The sequence below is a fragment of the Salsuginibacillus halophilus genome (genome assembly GCF_003014715.1).
GTDB lineage: Bacteria > Bacillota > Bacilli > Bacillales > Marinococcaceae > Salsuginibacillus > Salsuginibacillus halophilus.
Window position 1 is genome coordinate 28,143 of record NZ_PYAV01000012.1, and the last position, 22,364, is coordinate 50,506.

The 22,364-nt window shown below is 48.8% G+C and carries 17 protein-coding genes; 13 read left to right on the plus strand and 4 right to left on the minus strand.

All coding sequences use genetic code 11. The features are described 5' to 3' along the window. Together B0H94_RS11795 and B0H94_RS11800 are read left to right on the plus strand one after the other, a co-directional pair. Positions 1–1,296 (plus strand): M20 family metallopeptidase, encoded by a 1,296-nt coding sequence (locus B0H94_RS11795; protein WP_245893997.1) that lies wholly within the window; start codon positions 1–3, stop codon positions 1,294–1,296. 25 nt (positions 1,297–1,321) lie between these two features. Further along, positions 1,322–2,545, plus strand: a complete 1,224-nt coding sequence (locus B0H94_RS11800; RefSeq protein ID WP_106589480.1) for a M20 family metallo-hydrolase — start codon at positions 1,322–1,324, stop codon at positions 2,543–2,545. 287 nt (positions 2,546–2,832) lie between these two features. On the opposite strand, the gene B0H94_RS11805 is transcribed toward B0H94_RS11800, so the two are convergent. Together B0H94_RS11805 and gabT are read right to left on the minus strand one after the other, a co-directional pair. After that, positions 2,833–4,215, minus strand: a complete 1,383-nt coding sequence (locus B0H94_RS11805) for an NAD-dependent succinate-semialdehyde dehydrogenase (protein WP_106589481.1) — start codon at positions 4,213–4,215, stop codon at positions 2,833–2,835. Positions 4,216–4,233: 18 nt separating this feature from the next. Next, a complete protein-coding gene (gabT, locus tag B0H94_RS11810; protein WP_106589482.1) occupies positions 4,234–5,538 on the minus strand; it encodes a 4-aminobutyrate--2-oxoglutarate transaminase in 1,305 nt (434 codons plus the stop codon). Between the two features lie 124 nt (positions 5,539–5,662). Between gabT and gabR the strand changes: the two genes are divergently transcribed. Together gabR and B0H94_RS11820 are read left to right on the plus strand one after the other, a co-directional pair. Next, positions 5,663–7,081 (plus strand): MocR-like transcriptional regulator GabR, encoded by a 1,419-nt coding sequence (gene gabR, locus B0H94_RS11815; protein ID WP_106589483.1) that lies wholly within the window; start codon positions 5,663–5,665, stop codon positions 7,079–7,081. 131 nt (positions 7,082–7,212) lie between these two features. Further along, on the plus strand, positions 7,213–8,577 hold the full coding sequence (locus B0H94_RS11820) for an aspartate aminotransferase family protein (RefSeq protein WP_106589484.1): 1,365 nt from the start codon (positions 7,213–7,215) through the stop codon (positions 8,575–8,577). A gap of 410 nt (positions 8,578–8,987) precedes the next feature. On the opposite strand, the gene trpB is transcribed toward B0H94_RS11820, so the two are convergent. Both trpB and B0H94_RS11830 read right to left on the minus strand, forming a co-directional pair. Further along, entirely contained in the window at positions 8,988–10,154 is a 1,167-nt protein-coding gene (gene trpB, locus B0H94_RS11825; RefSeq protein ID WP_106589485.1) for a tryptophan synthase subunit beta, read from the minus strand. A gap of 83 nt (positions 10,155–10,237) precedes the next feature. Further along, positions 10,238–11,644 (minus strand): MDR family MFS transporter, encoded by a 1,407-nt coding sequence (locus B0H94_RS11830; RefSeq protein WP_106589486.1) that lies wholly within the window; start codon positions 11,642–11,644, stop codon positions 10,238–10,240. 344 nt (positions 11,645–11,988) lie between these two features. Here B0H94_RS11830 and sat point away from each other — a divergent pair, with 344 nt between their 5' ends. The 9 genes from sat to cysI are packed head-to-tail and all read left to right on the plus strand — an operon-like array spanning position 11,989 to position 22,267. Continuing rightward, a complete protein-coding gene (gene sat / locus B0H94_RS11835; RefSeq protein WP_106589487.1) occupies positions 11,989–13,155 on the plus strand; it encodes a sulfate adenylyltransferase in 1,167 nt (388 codons plus the stop codon). A 36-nt stretch (positions 13,156–13,191) separates the two neighbouring features. Beyond that, positions 13,192–14,967 (plus strand): SLC13 family permease, encoded by a 1,776-nt coding sequence (locus B0H94_RS11840; RefSeq protein ID WP_106589488.1) that lies wholly within the window; start codon positions 13,192–13,194, stop codon positions 14,965–14,967. A 58-nt stretch (positions 14,968–15,025) separates the two neighbouring features. Continuing rightward, on the plus strand, positions 15,026–15,637 hold the full coding sequence (gene cysC / locus B0H94_RS11845) for an adenylyl-sulfate kinase (RefSeq protein ID WP_106589489.1): 612 nt from the start codon (positions 15,026–15,028) through the stop codon (positions 15,635–15,637). A gap of 2 nt (positions 15,638–15,639) precedes the next feature. Then, positions 15,640–16,356, plus strand: a complete 717-nt coding sequence (locus B0H94_RS11850; protein WP_106589490.1) for a phosphoadenylyl-sulfate reductase — start codon at positions 15,640–15,642, stop codon at positions 16,354–16,356. A 26-nt stretch (positions 16,357–16,382) separates the two neighbouring features. Next, complete coding sequence (gene cobA, locus B0H94_RS11855; protein ID WP_106589491.1) at positions 16,383–17,144, plus strand: uroporphyrinogen-III C-methyltransferase; 762 nt, start codon at positions 16,383–16,385, stop codon at positions 17,142–17,144. A 17-nt stretch (positions 17,145–17,161) separates the two neighbouring features. Then, a complete protein-coding gene (locus B0H94_RS11860; protein WP_106589492.1) occupies positions 17,162–17,908 on the plus strand; it encodes a sirohydrochlorin chelatase in 747 nt (248 codons plus the stop codon). Position 17,909: 1 nt separating this feature from the next. Further along, positions 17,910–18,704, plus strand: a complete 795-nt coding sequence (locus B0H94_RS11865; RefSeq protein ID WP_181315388.1) for a uroporphyrinogen-III synthase — start codon at positions 17,910–17,912, stop codon at positions 18,702–18,704. Positions 18,705–18,719: 15 nt separating this feature from the next. After that, on the plus strand, positions 18,720–20,534 hold the full coding sequence (locus tag B0H94_RS11870) for an assimilatory sulfite reductase (NADPH) flavoprotein subunit (RefSeq protein ID WP_106589494.1): 1,815 nt from the start codon (positions 18,720–18,722) through the stop codon (positions 20,532–20,534). A gap of 23 nt (positions 20,535–20,557) precedes the next feature. Then, complete coding sequence (cysI, locus tag B0H94_RS11875; protein ID WP_106589495.1) at positions 20,558–22,267, plus strand: assimilatory sulfite reductase (NADPH) hemoprotein subunit; 1,710 nt, start codon at positions 20,558–20,560, stop codon at positions 22,265–22,267. Positions 22,268–22,364: the final 97 nt, after the last annotated feature.

Genomic DNA, 22,364 nt, shown 5'->3' on the forward strand with positions numbered 1-22,364 from the left:
ATGAACGCACAAATGTCAAAAGCAGTTACAGACGCAAACGAACAAATTGATGCCCTTTGGGAACAGGAGGTTGAGTTTCTCCAAACACTCGGCCGTTACCCAAGCACACTCGGAAACGAAGCTGAAATTCAACAGTTTATCAGTGATTACTTGGCCGATACCCTCCATTTAGAAGTTGATCAATTTGACCCAGACCCTGAGCAGTTGCAGGACTTGCCCGGCTTTTCACCACCTTTACTGGACTACGAAAACCGCCCTGTCGTCGTTGGGAAAGCGACCAACGACGGCGGGAAAACCGGTAAAAGTTTAATATTACAGGGACATATTGATGTTGTGCCTGAAGACCCGCTGAGCCAGTGGAGCTGTAATCCTTGGGGAAGCACGATTGACCACGGCAAAATGTATGGCCGCGGTATTCAAGATATGAAATCCGGCGTCGCTGCTATGATTTTTGCATATCAAGCCATCCAAAAAGCCGGCATTCAGCTTGGAGCTGACCTATACCTTCAAACGGTCATTGAAGAAGAATGTACAGGAAACGGCGCCCTCGCTGCATTAGCACGGGGATACACCGCAGACGCTGCTTTAATACCGGAGCCTTTTGGTGAAAAAGCTGTCACTTCCCAACTCGGGGTGTTCTGGGTGCGCTTTACGATTCAAGGGCAAGGGGCTCATACAGAGCGGGCCAGTGAAGTGGTAAACGCCATTGAAAAGTCACAGGTAATTATAGACGCATTAAAATCTTTTGAGGTGCACCTGAACGAAAAAGAACGTCACCCTGACTTCCTGCATCATCCACATCCGCTGAATGTAAATATTGGTACCCTGCATTCCGGTGCCTGGCCTTCAAGCGTCCCCTCAGAAGCTGTGCTTGAGGCACGCGTTGGGCTTTATCCAGGGGAAGATATTGAAGCTGTACAACAGGAGTTTAAAGACTGGATGCTTAAAGCTTGCGCCGCAGACGCTTGGTTGAAGGAAGTGCCGCCAACGATTGAGTTTATCGGATTTCATGCTGAAGGCGCTGAACTTTCTAAACAAGATCCTGTCATGAAGATATTAGAGGCGTCGCATGAGGATGTAAACAACACGCCTCTAGACTATACAGCGGTGACATGTACAACAGACACTCGGTTTTATAACTTGTATTACGGCATTCCATCCACCTGCTACGGTCCTTCTGGTGACGGTATGCACGGGGTCGATGAATGGGTGGACCTTGAAAGTGTAAAACGCGTTACAAAAGTTTATGCAGATTTCATTTTACGCTGGTGCGGCATTCAAAAAATAGAGAGTTAACAAGCGCAGGAAAAGAGGCTTTCATATGGATATCAATAACGAGCGTTTATTACAATATTTCAAGCAATTCTCTGCGATCGGTGCAACGCCGGGGGGCGGTGTTCACCGCCTTGCATTAAGTGATGAAGATAAGCAGGCGCGGGACTTATTCGTGGAGTTGCTTCACGACTTAGGCGCAGAGGTAAAAATTGATGATTTAGGAAACATCTACGGAATCAAACAAGGAACCAATCCTGAAGCTGAACCAGTTGTCATTGGCTCCCACCTTGACTCCGTTCCTAACGGCGGAAAATATGACGGAGCAGTCGGTGTTTTAGGGGCTTTAGAAGTACTCGCGACGCTGGTAGATGCTGAAACTACGCATCAACGCACGCTGATTATCGTCAACTTCACAAATGAAGAAGGTGCCCGCTTCCCAAAACCAATGATTGCAAGCGGCGTGCTCGCCGGGGTGTACACGACAGAGGACATGCACAGTTTACAGGATGAAAGTGGTACAACGATCCGAGAAGAACTTGAACGTATCAATTATTTAGGCGCACCCGAACACCGATTGACAAATATCGATTCATTTATAGAACTTCACATCGAGCAAGGTCCGTATTTAATCAATGAAAATGCCCATATCGGTCTTGTCCAAGGCATTCACGGATTGTCATGGCATGACGTCAAATTCACCGGCAAAAGTGACCACGCCGGACCTTCTCCTATGAAAGACCGCCGGGATGCCGGGCTTAGTGCAATGCATGCGCTCACTCGGGTTGAAGATTATGTGCTGAACTTACAAGATGAAACACGGTTCACAACCGGCCGCTTCCAGCTCGCGCCTGGTGTTGTGAATGCAGTCCCAGGTGAAGCCCGTTTTTCCATAGATATCCGCCATCCGCTCAACGATACGCTGAAAGAACGGATCGAGACGATTCAGCAAATGATTGAGGACGAAGCAGCCCGCCGCGGAGTTAAAAGCGAGATGAGTGATTTATCTTATATGCCGCCGGTCCCTTTCTCTACCCGTCTTCTACAAGCGGCCGAGCGGATCACAAGTCAGAAAAACATTGACGCTCCACAACTTTACAGCGGCGCAGGCCACGATGCGATGTACATGTCCCACCTTGGCGAAACACTCATGCTGTTTATCCCAAGCCTGGATGGCGTTAGCCATAATGAGCAGGAAGAATCTCGCTGGGAAGATATCGTTACAGCGGTCGATGTCCTAGGTGACCTCGTCCTTGAACAATTAAACCGCTGAAATGGGCCTATGCCACGCGAAGACGGAGCGCGCTCTCTCTAATATGGAGCTCGCACACCCGAATGTAGAGCGAATCCCCCCCTCTGGAGCGCGCTTCCCTAAAATGGAGCGCCCACACCCGAATGTGGAGCGAATTTCCCCCCCTCTGGAGCGCGCTTCCCTAAAATGGAGCGCCCACACCCGAATGTGGAGCGAATTTGCCTCCCCTGGAGCGCGCTCTCCCAAATATGAACCTCCCGCATACGAAAGCGGCTGCGATGATCGATACATCGCAGCCGCTTTTCCATTTATAAACCGATCGATAAATATTTTGTTTCAAGATAAGGCTCAATGCCTTCTTGTCCGCCTTCGCGGCCGAGGCCGCTTTCTTTCATACCGCCAAACGGCGCTTCCGCAGCAGAAGGTGCACCATCATTCCAGCCGATGATGCCATATTTTAAATGCTCATGAATGTAATGACCTGTACGATAATTTTCTGTGAAGAAGTAGGCCGCCAGCCCAAATGGTGTGTCGTTTGCAGCTTGGACGGCTTCATCAATTGAAGTAAATGTGGCAATCGGCGCAACCGGGCCAAACGTTTCGTGATGCATGATGTCCATTTCATCACTTACATTCGTTAACACAGTCGGGTGAACAAAGTACGTTTCTTTTTCGTCATCTACTTCGTACTTGTCACCTGTAAGGACCTTGGCCCCTTTGGCTTTTGCATCTTCAATTTGCGCCTGCACCTTTTCAAAGCCGGGCTTGTTAATTAACGGCCCGATATCTGTATCTTCATCAAGACCATACCCGACTTTTAATTTACTAACTTCCTCTGCAAGTTTCTCAGCATAACTATCGACAACTGACTCATGCACGAAAATCCGGTTGGCGCAAATGCACGTTTGGCCGGCGTTTCTGAATTTCGAAGCAATGGTCTGCTGAACGGCAAGCTCAAGATCCGCATCCTCATGTACGATCAAAGGCGCATGACCGCCAAGCTCCATCGATAAGTGTTTTACCGTGTCTGCACTCTTTTTCATAAGCAATTTACCTACCGGCGTTGAACCTGTAAATGTCAGCTTTTTAATCGCGGGGCTTGAGGTAAAGATGTCACCAATCGTTTCGCCATCTCCATTTACAACTTGCAGAATATCTTCCGGAATCCCCGCCTCGTAAGCAAGTTCTGCCAGCCGGTAAGCAGTTAACGGCGTGCTCGGCGCCGGTTTAACAACAATTGGACAGCCGGCAGCAAGGGCTGGTGCAGCTTTACGTGTGATCATCGCCGCCGGGAAGTTCCAAGGTGTGATCGCCGCAACCGGGCCGACACCTTCGCGGGTAATTAAAAGACGCTTATTTTCAGCCCCGGGTGTGATTTTACCAAACACCCGGCGCGCTTCTTCAGCGTACCATTCAATGTAGCTCGCCGCGTACAACACTTCTCCTCGTGCTTCTTTCAGCGGTTTCCCGTTTTCTTTCGTAATCAAAACGGCCAGCTCTTCCTTATTTTCAACGATTCGTTCGTACCAAGCTTTTAACAGCTTAGCCCGGTGCGCAGCTGACTGTTTCGACCATGCAGGGTACGCCTCTTCTGCTTTTTGAATGCAGGCTTCGACTTCTGCTGCAGTGTCATTTTTCACTTCATCAATCGTTTCTCCCGTTGCCGGGTTGGTGATTACAGTTTGTGACATTGGCTTCATCTCCTTTGTTTACAGATCATCAAAAACAGAAGCGATTTTTTCAAGTCCTTCTTCAAGCTGTTCATCTGTCATGACAAGCGGCGGCAGAAAGCGAACCACGTTCCCGTACAATCCAGCAGTCAACAACAGGACACCTGAAGCATTAGCTGCTTTCGCAATGGCTGCTGCTTTCATTTTATCCGGTGTTTTTGTCTTTCGGTCTTCGACAATTTCAATCGCAACCATGGCGCCAAGACGACGCACTTCACCGACCCATTCATATTTTTCTGCCCAGGCTTTTCCTTTCGCCTCAATCTGTTCACCAATCACTTCAGCACGCTCGTTTAAGTTCTCATTCCGGATCACATCAATGGCTGCTAAAGCTGCTGCACAGCCAAGCGGACTGCCGGCATACGTACCGCCGAGCTCTCCAGGGCTTGCTTCGTTCATCACTTCACTCCGGCCGACCACCGCGCTTAAAGGGACACCGCCGGCAAGTGACTTCGACAAGGTGACAAAGTCCGGCGTAATTTCAAAGTGTTCACTGGCAAGGAAAGCCCCTGTACGTCCAAAGCCTGTTTGAATTTCATCAGCAACAAATAAAATGCCGTGCTTTTTACAAAACTCCTCAACATACTTTACGAAACGTTTTGGCGGCACGATAAATCCACCTTCACCCTGCACCGGTTCCATAACAACACAAGCCGTGCTTTCAGGCGCTACAGTTGTTAAGAAGAAACGCTCAAACTCTTCAATCATAAACGCCTCATACGTTTCATCACTCATGTCATCCGGTTTGCGGTACGGATACGGATACGGCGCTTTATAAAGTTCGCCGGCAAACGGGCCGAATTCAAATTTATACGGTTTAACTTTGCTTGTCATACCCATAGTCATATTCGTTCGACCGTGGAAAGCCCGGTCAAACGTTACCACTGCCTGCCGCTTTGTATATTTTCTCGCAATTTTGACAGCGTTTTCAACTGCTTCAGCACCAGAATTGAGCAAAATCGTCTGCTTTGCGTGCTCGCCCGGTGTAATTTCTGTCAGCTGCTTGGCAAGCTCAATATAAGAATCATACATCATCACGTTAAAACCTGGGTGAATCACATTTTCCGCCTGCTCCTGAATCGCTTTGACAACTTCAGGGTGCGCGTGACCGACGTTGATTGTGCCAATCGCTCCGGCAAAGTCGATGTAGCGCTCTCCTTCGATATCATAAAGCTCTGCACCCCGGCCGTATTTTGCAATGTTACGATTTCCATTGCCTACACCTTGTGGAATGTATTGATCACGAATCTCCTGCCACTCTGCTGTTGTCCGTTTCGGCATCATCAACAATCATCCTCCCCATGAATTTATAATTCTATTATGAAAATTTTTTGGTACAATAAAAAGAACCAAAATTATAATTTTTATGGTACCAGAACATATATATCATTTTAGAAAGGATGCCAGCATGATCGGCTTAAATATCGACCGACACGCACCAGGCAGCTACATTTACCAGCAAGTATATCAACAGTTAAAAGAAGCTGTGCTTAAAAACCAGCTGGCCCCTCATGAACAACTCCCGGCGAAACGTAGTTTAGCAGCTGAATTAAATGTCAGCTTAAACTCTGTAAACGCCGCTTACCAGCAGCTCATCGCTGAAGGTTTTATTTACAGCATCGAGCGGCAAGGGTACTTTGCTGAAGACTTGGAGTACACCGTAGATACCGAGCACCAGGTGCCTTCCCTGCCTGAAGATCTGCAGGAGGATACACATTCGAAGATGGATGTTTCTTTTTCACATATGCAGGTCGATACTGAAGAATTTCCATTGAAGAAATGGTTAAAATGCGAGCAGCAGGCATTGTATAATTTCACTTCACTTCATAAGCAGTACGGGGACCCTAAAGGGATATATGAGCTCCGCGCTTCAATAGCCCAATTAATCGCTTTTAACCGTGGTGTACGTGCTCACCCGGAACAAATCATTTTAGGTGCCGGAACGCAGGAACTGATGCGGACCTTAACGAGGCTGTTACCGGAAGAGACAGCTTATGGCTTAGAAGAACCTGGGTACCAAAGAGTTTATCAACTGCTCAAGCAGGAGAAACGAAACGTCATTACACTGCCACTTGATGATAAAGGGATACAGGCGGAAGGATTGCGGCACTACAAACCCGATGTGCTGTTTACAACGCCTTCTCACCAATTTCCAACAGGGGTCATTATGCCGGCCTCCCGCCGCATGCAGCTGTTAAACTGGGCCTCGGAAAACCCGGGTCGCTACATTATCGAAGATGACTACGATAGTGAATATAAATACGACACAGACAGCATCCCTTCGCTGCAAAGCCTGGACCGGCACGAGCAAGTCATTTATATGGGGACATTCTCCAAATCATTAATGCCAGGTTTACGGTTAAGCTACATGGTCTTACCTGTACAGCTGATCCGTTCCTATCAAAAGATGCAGCCCACCTTCATACAAAGCTGCAGTACCATTCAGCAAATTAGTTTAAAACTGTTTATTGATGAAGGTCACTATCTCCGTCACACAAAGCGGATGAAGCAAGTTTACAAAGATAAGCGTGAAGCTTGTGTCGCGGCCTTTGAAAACGTTTTTGGCGACAACGTAACAATTTCAGGTGCAAAATCCGGCCTCCACTTTGTAGCAGCGTTTCGTACAGAAAAAACAGAGGCTGCCATCATTGCAGAAGCTGCTACACAAAACATCGAAGTGTACAGCTTAAGCCGTTTTGAACTAGAAAGCAGTACATCACACAAACGGGATCCGACGTTAATTATCGGCTTTGCCGGTTTACATTCAGAAGAAATGCACCCAGCCGTTCAAGCCCTTTACAAAGTCATTTACGACACGCATGCTTAAGACAGATTTGTTGAAACTGACATTGCTGAAAATTTTCTTTCAATTCTATGATATACTTGCAGGAAATCTTGAAAAACAGAGCGAAATGTTCGTCTGGATACGTACATAACTTTGAATAAGGAGGTTGTTTCATGACACAGCATTCATACAGCGCGGAGGAATTGAAACAGAAAGACCAGGAAAATATTTGGCATGCGATGCGCCCGCATACCAATCAGCCGGCAATGATCGCTGAAGAAGCAGACGGCGCCTGGATTACAGACATTGATGGCAATCAAATTCTCGACGGCATGGCCGGAATCTGGTGTGTGAATGCCGGATACGGACGAAAAGCTATTGCAGATGCAGCTTACGAGCAGATGTTAAAGCTGCCGTATTATCCATTAACCCAGAGCCACGTGCCGGCGATTGAGCTTTCAGAGAAGTTGAATGAATGGCTCGATGGCGAGTACGTTTATTTCTATTCCAACAGCGGATCTGAAGCGAACGAAACGGCGTTTAAAGCTGTGCGGCAGTATTTTCACCAAAAAGGCGAAGGCTCACGTCACAAGTTTATCTCCCGTTACCGGAGTTATCACGGCAACACGCTCGCAACACTTGCTGCTACCGGACAGCCGCAGCGCAAATACAAATATGAGCCGCTCGGACAAGGTTTTCTGCACGTCACCCCGCCGGATAGTTACCGCTGCCCAGCGGAGCACACACCGGAATCTTTCAGCAAAGCGTGTGCGGATGAGATTGAACACGCCGTAACGTGGGAGCTTTCAGAAACTGTGGCTGCAGTCATTTTGGAGCCGATCATTACCGGAGGCGGCATTTTAATTCCACACGAAGATTATTTGAAGCGTGTCCGCGAGATTTGCGACCGGCACGGCATGCTCATGATCGTTGATGAAGTCATCTGCGGCTTCGGACGGACCGGTAAGCCGTTTGGTTTTATGCATTACGATGTGCAGCCGGATATCATTACAATGGCTAAGGGGATCACGAGCGGCTACCTACCGCTCTCTGCCACAGCTGTACGTAAAGATATTTACGATGCGTTTAAAGGGACAGATGCGCACGACCACTTCCGTCATGTGAACACGTTCGGCGGCAATGCAGCAGCCTGTGCGGCAGCGATCAAAAACTTAGAGATTATGGAAGAGGAAGATTTGATCGGCCGCTCCGCACGTTTAGGTGAGCAAATGCTGCAGCGGCTGACCGATGAGTTGAGTCGTCATCCTTATGTCGGCGATGTACGCGGCAAAGGACTGCTTGCCGGCATCGAGTTCGTCAAAGATAAGCAGACGAAGGAACCTCTTGCTGAAAGCGAAGTGAAAAAGGTGATGGCAGCTTGTAAAGCACGCGGCGTTATTATCGGAAAAACTTCCGACACCGTCGCCGGTTACAACAACATCCTCACCCTGTCACCGCCGCTCAGCTTAACTGATGATGATGTGAACCTTTTAGTTGGAACCTTAATCGAAGAAGTTTACAACCAAATGCCTGTATAGAAGGAAGGTAAGAAGGAAGCCGGCGGCCGGCTTCCTTCTTTTTTAATATTAGCTTAGCCGCGCACATTTCACCTCAATCGCGCACATTTCACCTCAATCGCGCACATTTCACCTCAATCGCGCACATTTCACCTCAGCCGCGCACATTTCACCTCAGCCGCGCACATTTCACCTCAGCCGCGCACATTTCACCTCAGCCGGGCAGTTTTCGCTCCAGCCGGGCAGTTTTCTCTCCAGACGTGCAGAAATAGCTTCAATCGCGCACATTTCTCTACAGCCGCGCACATTTCTCTACAGCCGCGCACATTTCGCCTCAGCCGCGCACATTTCACCTCAGCCGTGCAGCTTTCTCTCCAGCCGTGCAGTAATCGCGTAAAAAGCCGCCTCATGTGAGACGGCTTTTTTACACACTATGCTTCTTTAAACATTTCGTATACTTGCTGAACGTCTTTGTCACCGCGGCCGGAGATATTAATAATGATCGATGCGTCGCGGTCGTACTGCGGCGCGATGCGTTTGGCCAGCGCCACCGCGTGGGCGCTCTCAAGCGCCGGGATAATGCCTTCGGTGCGGGAGAGCAGCTGAAAAGCATCCATCACTTCCTGCTTGGAGACGGTATCATATTCTGCCCGGCCGCTCATTTTCAAGTAGCTGTGCTCTGGACCGATGCCGGGATAATCCAAGCCGGCTGCAATCGAATACGTCGGTGCCGGCTCACCGTTTTCATCCTGCAGGACGAGGCACTTGAAACCGTGAATTTCTGCCGGCACGCCGTGCGTGAGCGTTGCGGCTTCCTCCGGTTCGGCGCCAATCAAACGAACCCCCGGCTCATCAATGTAATGGGCGAAGGCACCAATCGCGTTACTCCCGCCACCGGTCACAGCAATGACCGCATCCGGCAGCTTCCCTTCACGTTCATGGAGCTGCTGCTTTGATTCCTCGCTGATCACAGACTGAAAATGTTTCACCATGGCTGGAAATGGATATGGCCCCACTGCTGAGCCAAGCAGATAAAATGTCGTCTCATAGTTTTTGACCAAATCTTCAAGCGCGGCGTCCACTGCATCTTTGAGGCGGCCCTGCCCCCGGTCAACCGGCACAACGTCTGCGCCGAGAAGCTCCATGCGGAACACATTCAACGCCTGGCGCTCCATATCAAGCCGGCCCATGTAGATGATGCACTCCATGCCGAGCATCGCACACGCTGTTGCTGTTGCTACCCCGTGCTGCCCGGCCCCTGTTTCAGCGATGACCCGATGAGCGCCAGTCTTCTTGGCGAGCAGCGCCTGGCCGACTGCATTGTTAATTTTATGTGCACCGGTATGCGTCAAGTCTTCGCGTTTTAAATAAAGCTTCGCGCCGCCGTAAGCTTCGGTCAGCTGCGGCGCGTACGTGAGCGGCGTCTCGCGCCCGACAAATTCGCGCAGACATGCTTTAAATTCTTCATTGAATTCAGGATCTTCCCGGTACGCTTCAAACGTTTCTGCTAAACCATCAAGGACACCCTGCAGTGCCGGCGGAACGAAGCTACCGCCAAATTCTCCGTAATACCCTTGCTCTTCTCTTACTTGTGTCATCTTTCTCACACTCCTCAACTCGTCTCAAGCTCAAACACGTTTAAGCTTAGCTGTATCGTACAAAAAGTCACGCTGCAGGTCAACTACGCTGCCGGCTTTTCCGGATGCTTCACAAACCATGCAAGCACAAAGCCAACCACCGCAAACACGCCTGCCGTCGCAAATGACATATTTACCCCGTGAATCATCCCTTGCATCCCGGCATCCGGAATCATCTGGGTCGACATGACAGTTACTAGTAAAGCTGTGCCAACAGAGCCGGAGACTTGCCGCATCGTATTATTCATTGCCGTGCCGTGCGGAATTAAGCTGTCCGGCAGCTGATTTAATCCGGCTGTCGTCACTGGCATCATGACCATCGCGATCCCGAGCATACGTGCTGCATTTACAACCGCTAAATACGTAAACGTCGTCTCGTCTGACAAGTTCGTAAACATAAACGTTGTAATAGAGAGAAGCCCCAACCCGGTAATCGCAAGCCAGCGGGCCCCGAATTTATCAAACAAACGACCACTTACAGGGCTCATCATCCCCATTAATATCGCACCCGGGAGCATCATCAAACCGGATTCAAACGCGGTGTAGCCGAGCATATCCTGCATAAAGATCGGCAGAATGACGGCTGAGCCAATCATCGAAATGAAGACAATCATGCCGAGGCTTGTTGTTAGTGCAAATACCGGGTATTTGAAAATCCGAAACTCAAGCATCGGCTCTTTAAGTTTCAGCTGGCGTAAAATAAACCACGTAAGGGTCACAGCGCCTAAGCTGAGCGAAACGACTACTTGGGCACTCCCCCACCCTAAACCGCCGGCAATACTGAAACCGTAAAGCAGTCCACCGAAACCTCCGGTGGATAAAACAATTGAGAGGCGGTCGAGCTTTGGAAAGGTGCGGTTGGTTACGTTTTTCAAAATAAAATAAGCAAGGATTAAGTCGATGACAACAATCGGCAGTACCACGTAAAACAAACTGCGCCACGGAAACTGTTCTACAAGATAACCGGAAAGGGTTGGCCCAATGGCTGGCGCAAATGAGATAACAAGGCCAAACATCCCCATCGCCCGGCCGCGCTGTTCCGGCGGAAAGATGAGAAACATTACCGTCTGAATGAGCGGCAGGATAATCCCGGCACCGGCAGCTTGAAAAATCCGCCCGGTCATAAGCATGCCGAAGTTAAGCGCCACCGCGCATATAATCGTACCGAACGTAAATAAGCCAAGTGCTGTCATAAATAAGGCACGGGTCGTAAATCGGCCGATTAAAAACGCTGTAATTGGAATCATAATCCCGTTCACGAGCATAAATACAGACTGGAGCCACTGGGCAATGTGCGCCTCAAGTTCCAAGTCTGCCATAATATGTGGCAGCGCTGTTGTTAAAAGCGTTTGGTTTAAAATCGCCACAAACGCGCCGGAAATTAAAATCGCCATCATCGTTTTTCGTTTTTTCGGAACCGGATTGTTATCAGGCGTCGCGGCTTCACTCATAAATGTCACTTCTTTCTCTACACTTAACAATCACTTTCCAGTCTTTATTGCAGATAACCTGAAACATTGATTGTTAACTCTATTATATTTAGATACTCGAAAATGATCAATTTACAGCGTTCGAACGTGCCTGAAGTTACAAACATAACACACTCCTTCACTCTCAAATCGTATAGTCTCTGCAATAGGCCTACCAAGAAGTATTTTCAAATTTTTCATTGCAATTCACGAAGTGTTGGTTTATTGTATATAAATAACAAATCGCTGTTATTTTTTTGGACTTAATCCTTATTAAATCAATGTGTTTTATTTTAATTATATTTCTTATATAGGAGGAATACTTTATGGCAATTACACCTCATGGCGGTCAACTCATCAATAAAGAACTGACCGGAAGCGAACGCGAAGAAACATTAAAGCACGCAAAAGACCTACCGGCTTTAACGGTCTCCGATTGGACGTTATCTGACCTAGAGCTGATTGGAAACGGAGGCTTTAGCCCGTTAACCGGATTTCTTAAAGAAGCAGATTATCATAATGTCATTCACCAAAACCGGCTGGCTGACGGCACGCTTTGGACCATTCCTATCACACTATCTGTAGATCAAGCTGATGCCGATCGTTTTCCGACAGGTGAATCTATTTCGTTATACGGCAGCGACGGTCACCCTTACGCCATTCTGCTCGTCGAAGAAAAATATACGTATGATAAAACTGAAGAAGCTTTACGTATCTACGGAACAAATGATATTGAACATGCAGGTGTCGCAAAACTGTATGAACAAGGCGATATTTACCTAGGCGGACCCATCCTTCTATTAAACCGCCCGGATCACAGCCAGTTTTCCGATTATTACAAAGACCCAGCAGAAACGCGTGCATTGTTTGATGAACTTGGCTGGAATACTATCGTTGGTTTTCAAACGCGTAACCCCGTCCACCGAGCACACGAATATATTCAAAAAAGTGCGTTAGAGGTGGTAGATGGCCTTCTTCTCAATCCTCTTGTTGGTGAAACAAAATCCGATGATGTCTCTGCTGAAATTCGGATGGAAAGTTATGAGGTCATTCTTAACAACTACTATCCTCATAACAGAACCCGGCTTGTCATTTATCCGGCAGCCATGCGCTACGGCGGTCCAAAAGAAGCAGTCCTTCATGCCATTGTTCGAAAAAACTATGGTTGCACCCACTTCATTGTCGGTCGCGATCATGCCGGTGTCGGTGATTATTACGGAACATACGAAGCACAAGATTACGCCCTGCAGTTTGAATCAGAGCTCGGCATACAGATTTTCGCCTTCGAACACGCCTTTTACTGCACAGTTTGCGAAAATATGGCAAGTGCAAAAACATGCCCTCATGACGCTTCAAACCATGTTCACTTAAGCGGAACGAAAGTGCGGGAAATGCTTCGCAATGGCGAAAAGCCTCCGAAAGAATTTACCCGGCCGGAAGTTGCTGAGGTATTAATTAAAGGGCTTCAAGGAACAAATCCTATAAATTCTTAAATCACATGGGCTTGTAAGTAAAGGAGGGTGGGCACGTTGACCTTTGAAATCGGCCTGGTACTTATGATCATCGTGATCATGCTCGGCTGCTTAATCGCAGAAATTTCCCGGCCGGAAATCATTTTATTCGCTACCTTGGCTGTCTTACTATTTATTGGCGTACTTAACCCTGAGGAAGCTTTACAAGGATTCTCCAACGAAGGCATGCTCACCGTCGGGATGCTCTTTTTAGTCGCCGGGGCTGTGCAGCAGAGCGGTTTGCTCAACCGCATGATTTTATATGCTGTCGGCAGCAGCCGAAAAAGCAGCAACTTTTTACCAAGAATGATGATACCTGTCGCCGGCATGTCTGCATTTTTAAATAACACACCCATCGTTGTCATGTTCACTCCGGTTGTACGCAGGTGGTGCGAAAAGAGAGGCATCGCTCCTTCGAAGCTGCTGATCCCGCTCTCTTATGCTGCTATTTTCGGCGGTTCGCTTACACTGATTGGCACTTCAACGAATTTAGTTATTCACGGTTTTATGCTCGACCAAGGGATGGACGGTTTTACAATGTTTCAGCTCGCCTTTGTCGGTCTTCCTGCAGGACTGCTCGGCATACTTTATATGACAACAATTGGTTACCGGATGCTTCCGGAGCGTAAGTCGTCTAGTGAATCCTTTCAAGAAAGTTCAAAGTCATATTTATCAGAAGCTGTGATCGAACCCCAGTCTCCTGTTGCCGGAAAAACAGTGGCTCAAGCCGGTTTTCGCAGTTTACAGCATATGTATTTAATTGAACTCATCCGTGAAGGGCAACGAACCGCACCTGTATCCGGTGAGACGCGCTTACAATCAAATGACCGCCTTATTTTTACTGGATCATTCACTACCATTGTAGACTTAGAAAATATGAACGGTCTTCATGTAAAAACGGGCACGGACATTGAACTTGCCGATTTACAAAATGGCAGTGCCGCTTTATACGAAGCGGTAATCTCTCACCGTTCCTCACTCATCCAAAAAACGGTGAAAGAAAGCTGCTTTCGCGCGAATTATGGCGCTGGTGTAGTGGCGATCCACCGTGATGAGGAAACAATGCAGCAAAAGATCGGTGAGGTGAAGTTGAAAGCCGGAGACACAATCCTGCTGCTTGCACCACCGGATTTCTTTCAACGTTGGGCAAACACGAAAGATTTTTATCTTATCTCTCCTGTTTCAAAACCGGACATTTCAAAAAACAGCAGGCCAATACTCTCTCTAACAACCCTCTGCGCCATGGTAACACTTGCTGCTTTTCAAGTTTTATCAATGTTTGAAGCAGCCGTACTTGCAGTTTTAGTATTACTTTTAGCCGGGACTTTAACAATTGAACGCGTTCGACGCTGGGTCCAGTTTGATGTGCTTTTGTTAATCGCATGCGCGATCGGTATTGGCAAAGCCTTAGAACAAAGTGGTACTGCGGTTTTTTTAGCCGAACACTTCACTGCAGCCTCCAGCATTTTTGGAGTTACCGGGGCGTTAATTGTCATATACCTTGTCACATCGATTTTTACAGAGGTAATTACGAACAATGCCGCTGCTGTACTCATGTTCCCTATCGCTGTGGAAATCGCCGTCCGACTGGATCAAGACCCTTTCGGCTTTTTAGTTGCCGTTGCAATTGCTGCTTCTGCGAGCTTTATGACCCCGATTGGCTATCAAACCAATTTGATTGTTTACGGCCCCGGAGGTTACCGCTTCAGTGATTATTTTAAAGTCGGTCTGCCGTTGAACGCCATTTACCTCATATCTACGGTCACTGTCGTCTCAACGCTTTGGATCGAATAATTTTTTTACCTTATACCATACTAATTAGATATGAATTATGTAAAATGGAGGGTTTTCTATGACACAATCAACTCATCTCACTTGGCACGATTCTGAAGTTACACGAACAGAGCGTGAAGACCTTAAACAGCAAAAAAGTGCAGTTCTTTGGTTCACAGGGTTGTCCGGCTCTGGTAAATCAACTATTAGCGTAGAGCTCGAGAAACTATTATTTCAACGCGGTGTCCATACGTACCGCTTAGATGGTGATAATGTCCGTCACGGTTTAAATCAAAATCTCGGATTCTCAAATGAAGACCGCGAGGAAAATATCCGCCGGATCGGTGAAGTGAGCAAGCTGATGCTCGATGCCGGTTTGCTTACCTTAGCCGCATTTATTTCTCCTTTTCAAGAAGACCGGGACCAAGTCCGTTCTCTACTTCATAAAGGTGACTTTATCGAAATCTATGTTGCGGCTGATTTATCTACGTGTGAAGCACGTGACCCTAAGGGGCTGTATCAAAAAGCGCGTGCCAATGAGATTCAAAATTTCACCGGTATCGATTCACCGTACGAAGCGCCTGAATCACCTGAGATTACCGTAAATACGGACGAAACAACTGTTGCCGAAGCTGCTAAAAAGATCATCCATTACCTTGAAGTGCACGGATACTTGTCAAAGGAGGCATAACCATGACAATTGAAAAGCTCACATACGACAACTTCACAACGAATCCATTTGCGGATTTAACAGCTGATGACCCGTTGATGGGGGCTGAAACGGTAATCACGTGGGCGTATGAAACATACGGAAAAGATCTCGTTTACGCCTGCAGCTTCGGCGCAGAAGGCATCGTTCTTATCGATATGATCAGCCGTATCCAACCTGATGCATCCATCGTATTTCTTGACACCGGTCTGCACTTTCAATCCACCTATCAATTGATTGAACGCATTAGGGCTCAATACCCGTCTTTAAATATTCAAATGAAACAACCGGAACTTACGCTTGAAGAACAAAAAGCAAAACACGGTGCGAAACTATGGGAGCAGCAGCCGGACCTTTGCTGCTACATCCGAAAAGTAAAGCCGCTTGAAGACGCCCTAAGCGGTGTGCCGGCCTGGATCTCCGGACTCCGGCGCGACCAGTCCCCCAGCCGGGCATCTACAAATTTTGTGAACCGAGACGACCGCTTTGAATCGATTAAAGTGTGTCCACTCATTCATTGGAGTTGGGATGATGTCTGGAACTACATCGAAAGCCGCGGACTCATTTATAACGAATTACACGACCTCGGCTACCCGAGTATCGGATGCACGCCTTGCACATCTGCTGTAAATCATGACGATGACAGCCGTGCCGGACGTTGGCAGGGGATGGGGAAAACCGAATGCGGCCTCCATACGTAAAAATGATTAAGAAATGAGGGGATTTTATGACGCAAGTATATATCGTCGGCGCCGGCCCGGGAGACGCCGAGCTCATTACAGTGAAAGGCTTAAAAGCCATCCAAACAGCGGATGTCATTTTGTATGACCGGCTTGTCAATCCGGCGCTGCTTGAAGAAGCACCACCACATGCGCAGCTCATCTATGCCGGCAAGCAGCCAAACCGGCACGCTATGCCTCAAGAAGAAATTAATGCCCAGCTTTGCGCTCACGCACGACGGGGCAAAGTGGTCACACGTTTAAAAGGCGGCGATCCATTCATTTTCGGACGCGGAGGCGAAGAAGCTGCCGCGCTGGCTTCGGCCAATATTTCATTTGAGATTGTACCAGGAATCACTTCCGGTGCTGCCGTCCCTGCTTATGCAGGCATACCTGTCACACACCGGGACTACAGCTCCTCTGTCACATTTGTTGCCGGCGTGAGTAAGACAAATGATGAATCGTATTGGCAGCATATCATCGGCAGCATGGATACTTTATGCATCTACATGGGCATTCAAAAGCTTGAAGATATATGTGACCGCCTGCTCCGCCATGGACGGACACCGGAAACGCCGGTGGCTGTGATTGAATGGGGAACAACTGGTGAGCAGCGCACAATTACCGGCACGGTGACAGATATCGCTGTAAAAGCAGCCGATGCGGCGCAGCCTGGCATGATTGTTGTAGGAGAAGTGGTCAAATTGCGCGAAGAACTGCAATGGTTCACAGAACATCAAGCGGAAACAGTGGAAGCTGCCGCCCACTAAGAAAGAGGTGTTGACACATGCAGGGGGTTTTATATATCAGTCACGGCAGCCGCGTGCCTAAAGCCCGGTCACATGCCGTTCAGTTTCTAAACGAAACAATGCCGCTTGTTGAAGCTCCATTACAGGAGATCTGCTATTTAGAGCTTGCTAAACCGACCATCGCCGAAGGAATCGAAACGCTCGTAACCCGCGGGGCTACACGCATTGCTGTCGTGCCCGTTCTTCTTTTAAGCGGAGGTCATTACTATAAAGACATACCTCAAGCGATCAACAAAGCCGCCGAACGCTTTTCAGACATCACTTTCACGTATGGAAAAACCCTCGGTGTGCAGGAGCGTATCATTGAGATTTTGCTCGAGCGGGTGCATGAGACGCACGTACCTGTCACGGAAACGACCGATATCCTGCTTGTGGGCCGGGGAAGCCCTGAACCTGAAACAAAAACCGCCATTGAAACAATCACAGGCCGGTTGCATGAACAACTTAAACCGAGGGACACCCATGTCAGTTACTTAGCCGCCCGTGAGCCTTCATTCAGCCAAGCCTTAGAAAACTTACAAACATCAGCGGCGGCGCATACCATTGTCATCCCTTACTTATGGTTTACAGGCATTTTGCTTCAGCACATGGCCGAGAAGCTGGACGAAGTAAGAGCAGAAACGACGATGACTGCTGAGCTCGGCCATCACCCTTTGATGCATGAGGCACTGGCTTCTCGCGCGCACGAAGCGATTCACGCACCGTTATATCAAGGAGGGGATTGATATGAGCGGACTCACCGGCCGGACGATCGCACTAGCAGCCGAACGGCGCAGTGAAGAAATCAACACCATCCTTCACAAAAAAGGGGCAACCACCGTTCATTACCCTCTCCAAGGTAAACTTTCTACACATGAAGATGCACTAATCAAAGATGTAGAAACCTTGATCTTTGAACGATTTGACCTCGCCGTATTTACGACCGGTATCGGCGGACGGACTTTAACTAAAGCAGCAAAAGATTGCGGCTATGAGGAAACCTTTATCCAGGCGCTTGCAAAGACACCAATTGCCTCTCGTGGTTATAAAACGAGGCATTGGCTCACAGAAATCGGGATTGAGCCTTTACTAACTGATGAAGACGGCACAATGGAGGACTTAATCGACAAAACTTGTACTACCCGGCCCGGACGTACTTTTTTGCAGCTTTACAACCAAGACGACACCACCATTACCCAGCAGCTTGAAAAAACAAGTACAGAAGTGTATACCTCCCAGCCGTACACGTACGAACCACCGGAAGAAGCTGTTGTCACTGCACTCGCAGACGTCCTTCGCAAACGTCAAGTCGATGCTGTCATGTTCACAAGTAAAAAGCAGGTCGAAAACCTTTTAGCTGAAGATGAGTCAGCTGTTGTATCGGCATGCAACGACAATGTCACTGCAGCAGCCGTCGGCACAGTGACCGCCCAAGCGCTGTTTGATGCCGGTATTCAAACGGTGATCCAGCCGCCTTCACAAAAAATGGGTGCGATGGTTGTCGCACTTGATCAATATTTTCAAGCCAATCCGAAAACGTAAAAAGAGGTGACCCCATTGAACATCCATGCAACAAACAGTCCTTTCACAGAAGATCAAGCATCGCTCCTTAACCAAGTGCTTCCCTCACTTTCGGAGCAGCAGCGCATCTGGCTGAGCGGTTACTTGACCGCCGCTTTTGCCCCAGCGGTCACAGCCACAGCTGAACCCCAGCCTGCACCTGAAGCACCTGCGGCGGCACCGACATCAGCGCCTAAACGGGCGATCACGCTGCTCATAGGCTCTCACACCGGAAACGGGCAAGCACTTGCGGCGGAATTTAAACAGAAGCTGCAAAACAAGGCGTTCGACGTTCAAGCCTACGATATGGATCAATTCAAGCCAAAGCAGCTGAAGCAAGTTGAGGATCTGCTCATCATTACGAGCACTCACGGAGAGGGCGACCCGCCGGATAACGCTTTAACGTTGTACGAACATTTATACAGTAAAAAAGCACCTGATTTAACCGGCGTCCGCTTTTCTGTGCTCGCACTTGGCGACAGTTCTTATGAGTTTTTCTGCCAGACAGGGATTGACTTTGACAATCGACTTGCTGAACTGGGGGCTGAACGCCTGCATGACCGCGTCGATTGCGATGTTGATTTTGAAGCGCCTGCAGCCTCATGGTTAAACGGTGTCATCGATAAGCTTGGGGCCGCCTCTCCTGTACCAGCTGCAGCTGAGGAAACAGCAGCTGCAGCAGTAGCAGAAGCTCCGGTGTACTCTAAGAAAAACCCTTTTTGGGCAGAAGTTGTGGAGAATTTCAACTTGAACGGTCGCGGCTCTAATAAAGAAACACGTCATTTAGTCCTTGATTTAGAAGGGTCCGGCCTTACTTATGAACCTGGCGACGCCCTTGGCCTTATTCCGCAAAATGATCCACTTCTTGTCGACAACATTATTGCTGAAGCCGGCTGGGACCCTGCAACCTACATTCAAGTGGATGAAGAGAGTCCAGAAAGACCGCTTCGCGACGTATTAATCGATACGGTTGAAATTACTGTGCTGACAAAACCGCTTTTACAAAAAGCAGCAGAAGCCAGTGGCAATCCCGGTTTAAAGGAGCTTGTCGGAGGCCGGGTGAAAGCTTATACCGAGGGACGCGACCTGCTCGATCTCATGAAAGATTACGGGCCGTGGCAGACGAGCGCAGCAGAAACCGTTGCGATGCTGCGAAAAATCCCGCCGCGCCTTTACTCCATTGCAAGCAGCCTGACTGCCAATCCAGATGAAGTTCACTTAACCATTGGTGCTTTACGCTACAGCGCCCACGGCAGACCGAGAAACGGCGTCTGCTCCGTACAATGCGCCGAGCGGGTGCAGCCAGGTGAGAAACTGCCGGTCTTCATTCAACAGAACCCGAATTTCAAACTTCCGGACGACCCGGAAACAGCGACCATTATGATTGGGGCCGGCACAGGGATCGCACCTTACCGTTCATTTTTAGAAGAACGTGAAGAAACCGAAGCTACGGGAGATAACTGGGTGTTTTTCGGGGATCAGCACTTTTTAACCGACTTTTTGTATCAAACCGAGTGGCAAAGCTGGCTGCAGGACGGAACATTAACCCATATGGATGTCGCCTTCTCAAGAGACGGCACAGAAAAAACGTACGTGCAGCATAAGCTGCTTGCGCAGGCAGAAGCGTTATATCGCTGGATCGAAGGCGGCGCTTACATTTATGTGTGTGGAGACAAGAACTACATGGCCAAAGATGTGCACGAAGCCCTCACTACCGTCATTGCCGAACAAAGCGGACGCTCCAATGAAGAGGCCGAAGCTTACTTAAGTGACCTCCGACAAGAAAAGCGTTATCAACGTGATGTCTACTAAACGATGAAAGGAGATCTTGCGTCATGACAGATCAATACTCAAAAACCCACTTCGGCCCGCCGGATCAAACGGAAAAGATTAAACAAGAGAGCAATTACTTGCGCGGCAACCTCGAGGCTGACTTTGCCAACCCAATCACTGGCGCCATTCCTGAAGCGCAGACGAAAATTTTAAAATTTCACGGAAGTTATATGCAGGATGACCGCGATCTGCGCAGCGAGCGACGTCAACAAAAACTTGAACCTGCCTATCAATTTATGGTCCGCGTCCGGCTCGCCGGCGGGGTGGCAACACCGGAGCAATGGCTTACGATGGATGAGCTTGCCCGCACGTATGCCAACGAAACGCTCAAACTGACAACGCGCCAGACCTTCCAACTGCACGGCATTCTAAAATGGAATATGAAGCCGGTTATGCAAGAAATGAACGATGCCCTCATGGATTCAATTGCTGCATGCGGTGATGTCAACCGGAATGTGATGAGTACAGCCAACCCATATCAATCCAATGTTCATCATGAGGTTTATCAAGCATCTTCCGCCCTTTCAGACCACCTGCTTCCACAGACGCGGGCTTACCATGAGATCTGGTTGGATGAAGAAAAAATCGTAGACAGCCGCGACACCGAAGAGCCGCTGTACGGTCCGGTCTATTTGCCGCGGAAGTTTAAAATTGGATTTGCGATCCCGCCGACCAATGACGTGGATGTGTTCTCTCAGGACATTGGTTTTATAGCGGTCGTAGAAAACGAACAACTGCTTGGATTTAACATCGCCGTAGGCGGAGGGCTCGGCATGACACACGGCGATACCGAGACTTACCCCCAGCTCGGCCGCGTCATCGGGTTTTGTCGTCCGGAAGATGTAAACGACGTCGGCGAGAAGATTTTAACGATCCAACGTGACTACGGCAACCGCTCCGTCCGTAAAAACGCCCGGTTCAAATACACGGTCGACCGACTTGGGGCAGATGTCGTGCTTCAAGAATTAAACGAACGGCTCGGGTTCTCTCTTGAGCCGGCCCGGGATTACAGTTTTGAAACGAACGGAGATCGTTACGGCTGGGTGAAAGGCGACGGCAAGTGGCATTTCAACCTTTATATCCCAAACGGTCGGGTGAAAGATACAGAGGAAGCGCAATCGATGACGGGCCTGCGCGAAATCGCTAAAATCCATAACGGCGAATTCCGCCTAACGCCAAACCAAAACGTCATTATCGCAGGTGTGAGTCAGCGCAAGAAAGCAGAGATTAATAAGCTGTTAAGCTTTTACGGATTGACCGATGGCACGCATAACTCCGCGCTCCGCCAAAGTTCCATGGCGTGCGTTGCTTTCCCAACCTGCGGTCTCGCAATGGCTGAAGCTGAACGCTATTTACCGGTGCTGATTGATAAGCTTGAAGACGTGATCCATGAAGCCGGCCTTAATGACGAAGCGATCAACATCCGCATGACCGGCTGCCCGAACAGCTGCGCCCGGCCGACCCTGGGTGAAATCGGATTTATCGGCAAAGGCCCGGGGAAATACAATATGTACCTTGGTGCAAGTCACAATGGTGACCGCTTAAACAAGCTGTACCGCGAAAATATTGATGAAACTGAAATTTTAGCGGAACTCACCCCGATGCTTCGAAACTACGCAAAAGAGAGACAGCCTAAAGAAGCATTCGGAGATTACGTCATTCGTGCCGGCTATGTTACAGCCACCACATCCGGCACAAATTTTCACGATTAACCTCGGATCCGGATCCGCCGCGTAGGAGCGGCGGATTCAGATGATTAACAACGTACAAGACCTAAAATTCACGCCCGGCTTACTGCTCCGATCCGCG

Excerpts from the sequence above, each read along its gene's own strand:
- B0H94_RS11865 (WP_181315388.1), top strand. The coding sequence starts at position 17,910 with ATGAGCGGACTCACCGGCCGGACGATCGCACTAGCAGCCGAACGGCGC.
- sat (WP_106589487.1), top strand. The coding sequence starts at position 11,989 with ATGGCAATTACACCTCATGGCGGTCAACTCATCAATAAAGAACTGACC.
- cysI (WP_106589495.1), top strand. The coding sequence starts at position 20,558 with ATGACAGATCAATACTCAAAAACCCACTTCGGCCCGCCGGATCAAACG.
- cobA (WP_106589491.1), top strand. The coding sequence starts at position 16,383 with ATGACGCAAGTATATATCGTCGGCGCCGGCCCGGGAGACGCCGAGCTC.
- gabT (WP_106589482.1), bottom strand. The coding sequence starts at position 5,538 with ATGATGCCGAAACGGACAACAGCAGAGTGGCAGGAGATTCGTGATCAA.
- B0H94_RS11795 (WP_245893997.1), top strand. The coding sequence starts at position 1 with ATGAACGCACAAATGTCAAAAGCAGTTACAGACGCAAACGAACAAATT.
- B0H94_RS11820 (WP_106589484.1), top strand. The coding sequence starts at position 7,213 with ATGACACAGCATTCATACAGCGCGGAGGAATTGAAACAGAAAGACCAG.
- B0H94_RS11800 (WP_106589480.1), top strand. The coding sequence starts at position 1,322 with ATGGATATCAATAACGAGCGTTTATTACAATATTTCAAGCAATTCTCT.
- B0H94_RS11850 (WP_106589490.1), top strand. The coding sequence starts at position 15,640 with ATGACAATTGAAAAGCTCACATACGACAACTTCACAACGAATCCATTT.
- B0H94_RS11830 (WP_106589486.1), bottom strand. The coding sequence starts at position 11,644 with ATGAGTGAAGCCGCGACGCCTGATAACAATCCGGTTCCGAAAAAACGA.
- gabR (WP_106589483.1), top strand. The coding sequence starts at position 5,663 with ATGATCGGCTTAAATATCGACCGACACGCACCAGGCAGCTACATTTAC.
- trpB (WP_106589485.1), bottom strand. The coding sequence starts at position 10,154 with ATGACACAAGTAAGAGAAGAGCAAGGGTATTACGGAGAATTTGGCGGT.
- B0H94_RS11860 (WP_106589492.1), top strand. The coding sequence starts at position 17,162 with ATGCAGGGGGTTTTATATATCAGTCACGGCAGCCGCGTGCCTAAAGCC.
- B0H94_RS11805 (WP_106589481.1), bottom strand. The coding sequence starts at position 4,215 with ATGTCACAAACTGTAATCACCAACCCGGCAACGGGAGAAACGATTGAT.
- cysC (WP_106589489.1), top strand. The coding sequence starts at position 15,026 with ATGACACAATCAACTCATCTCACTTGGCACGATTCTGAAGTTACACGA.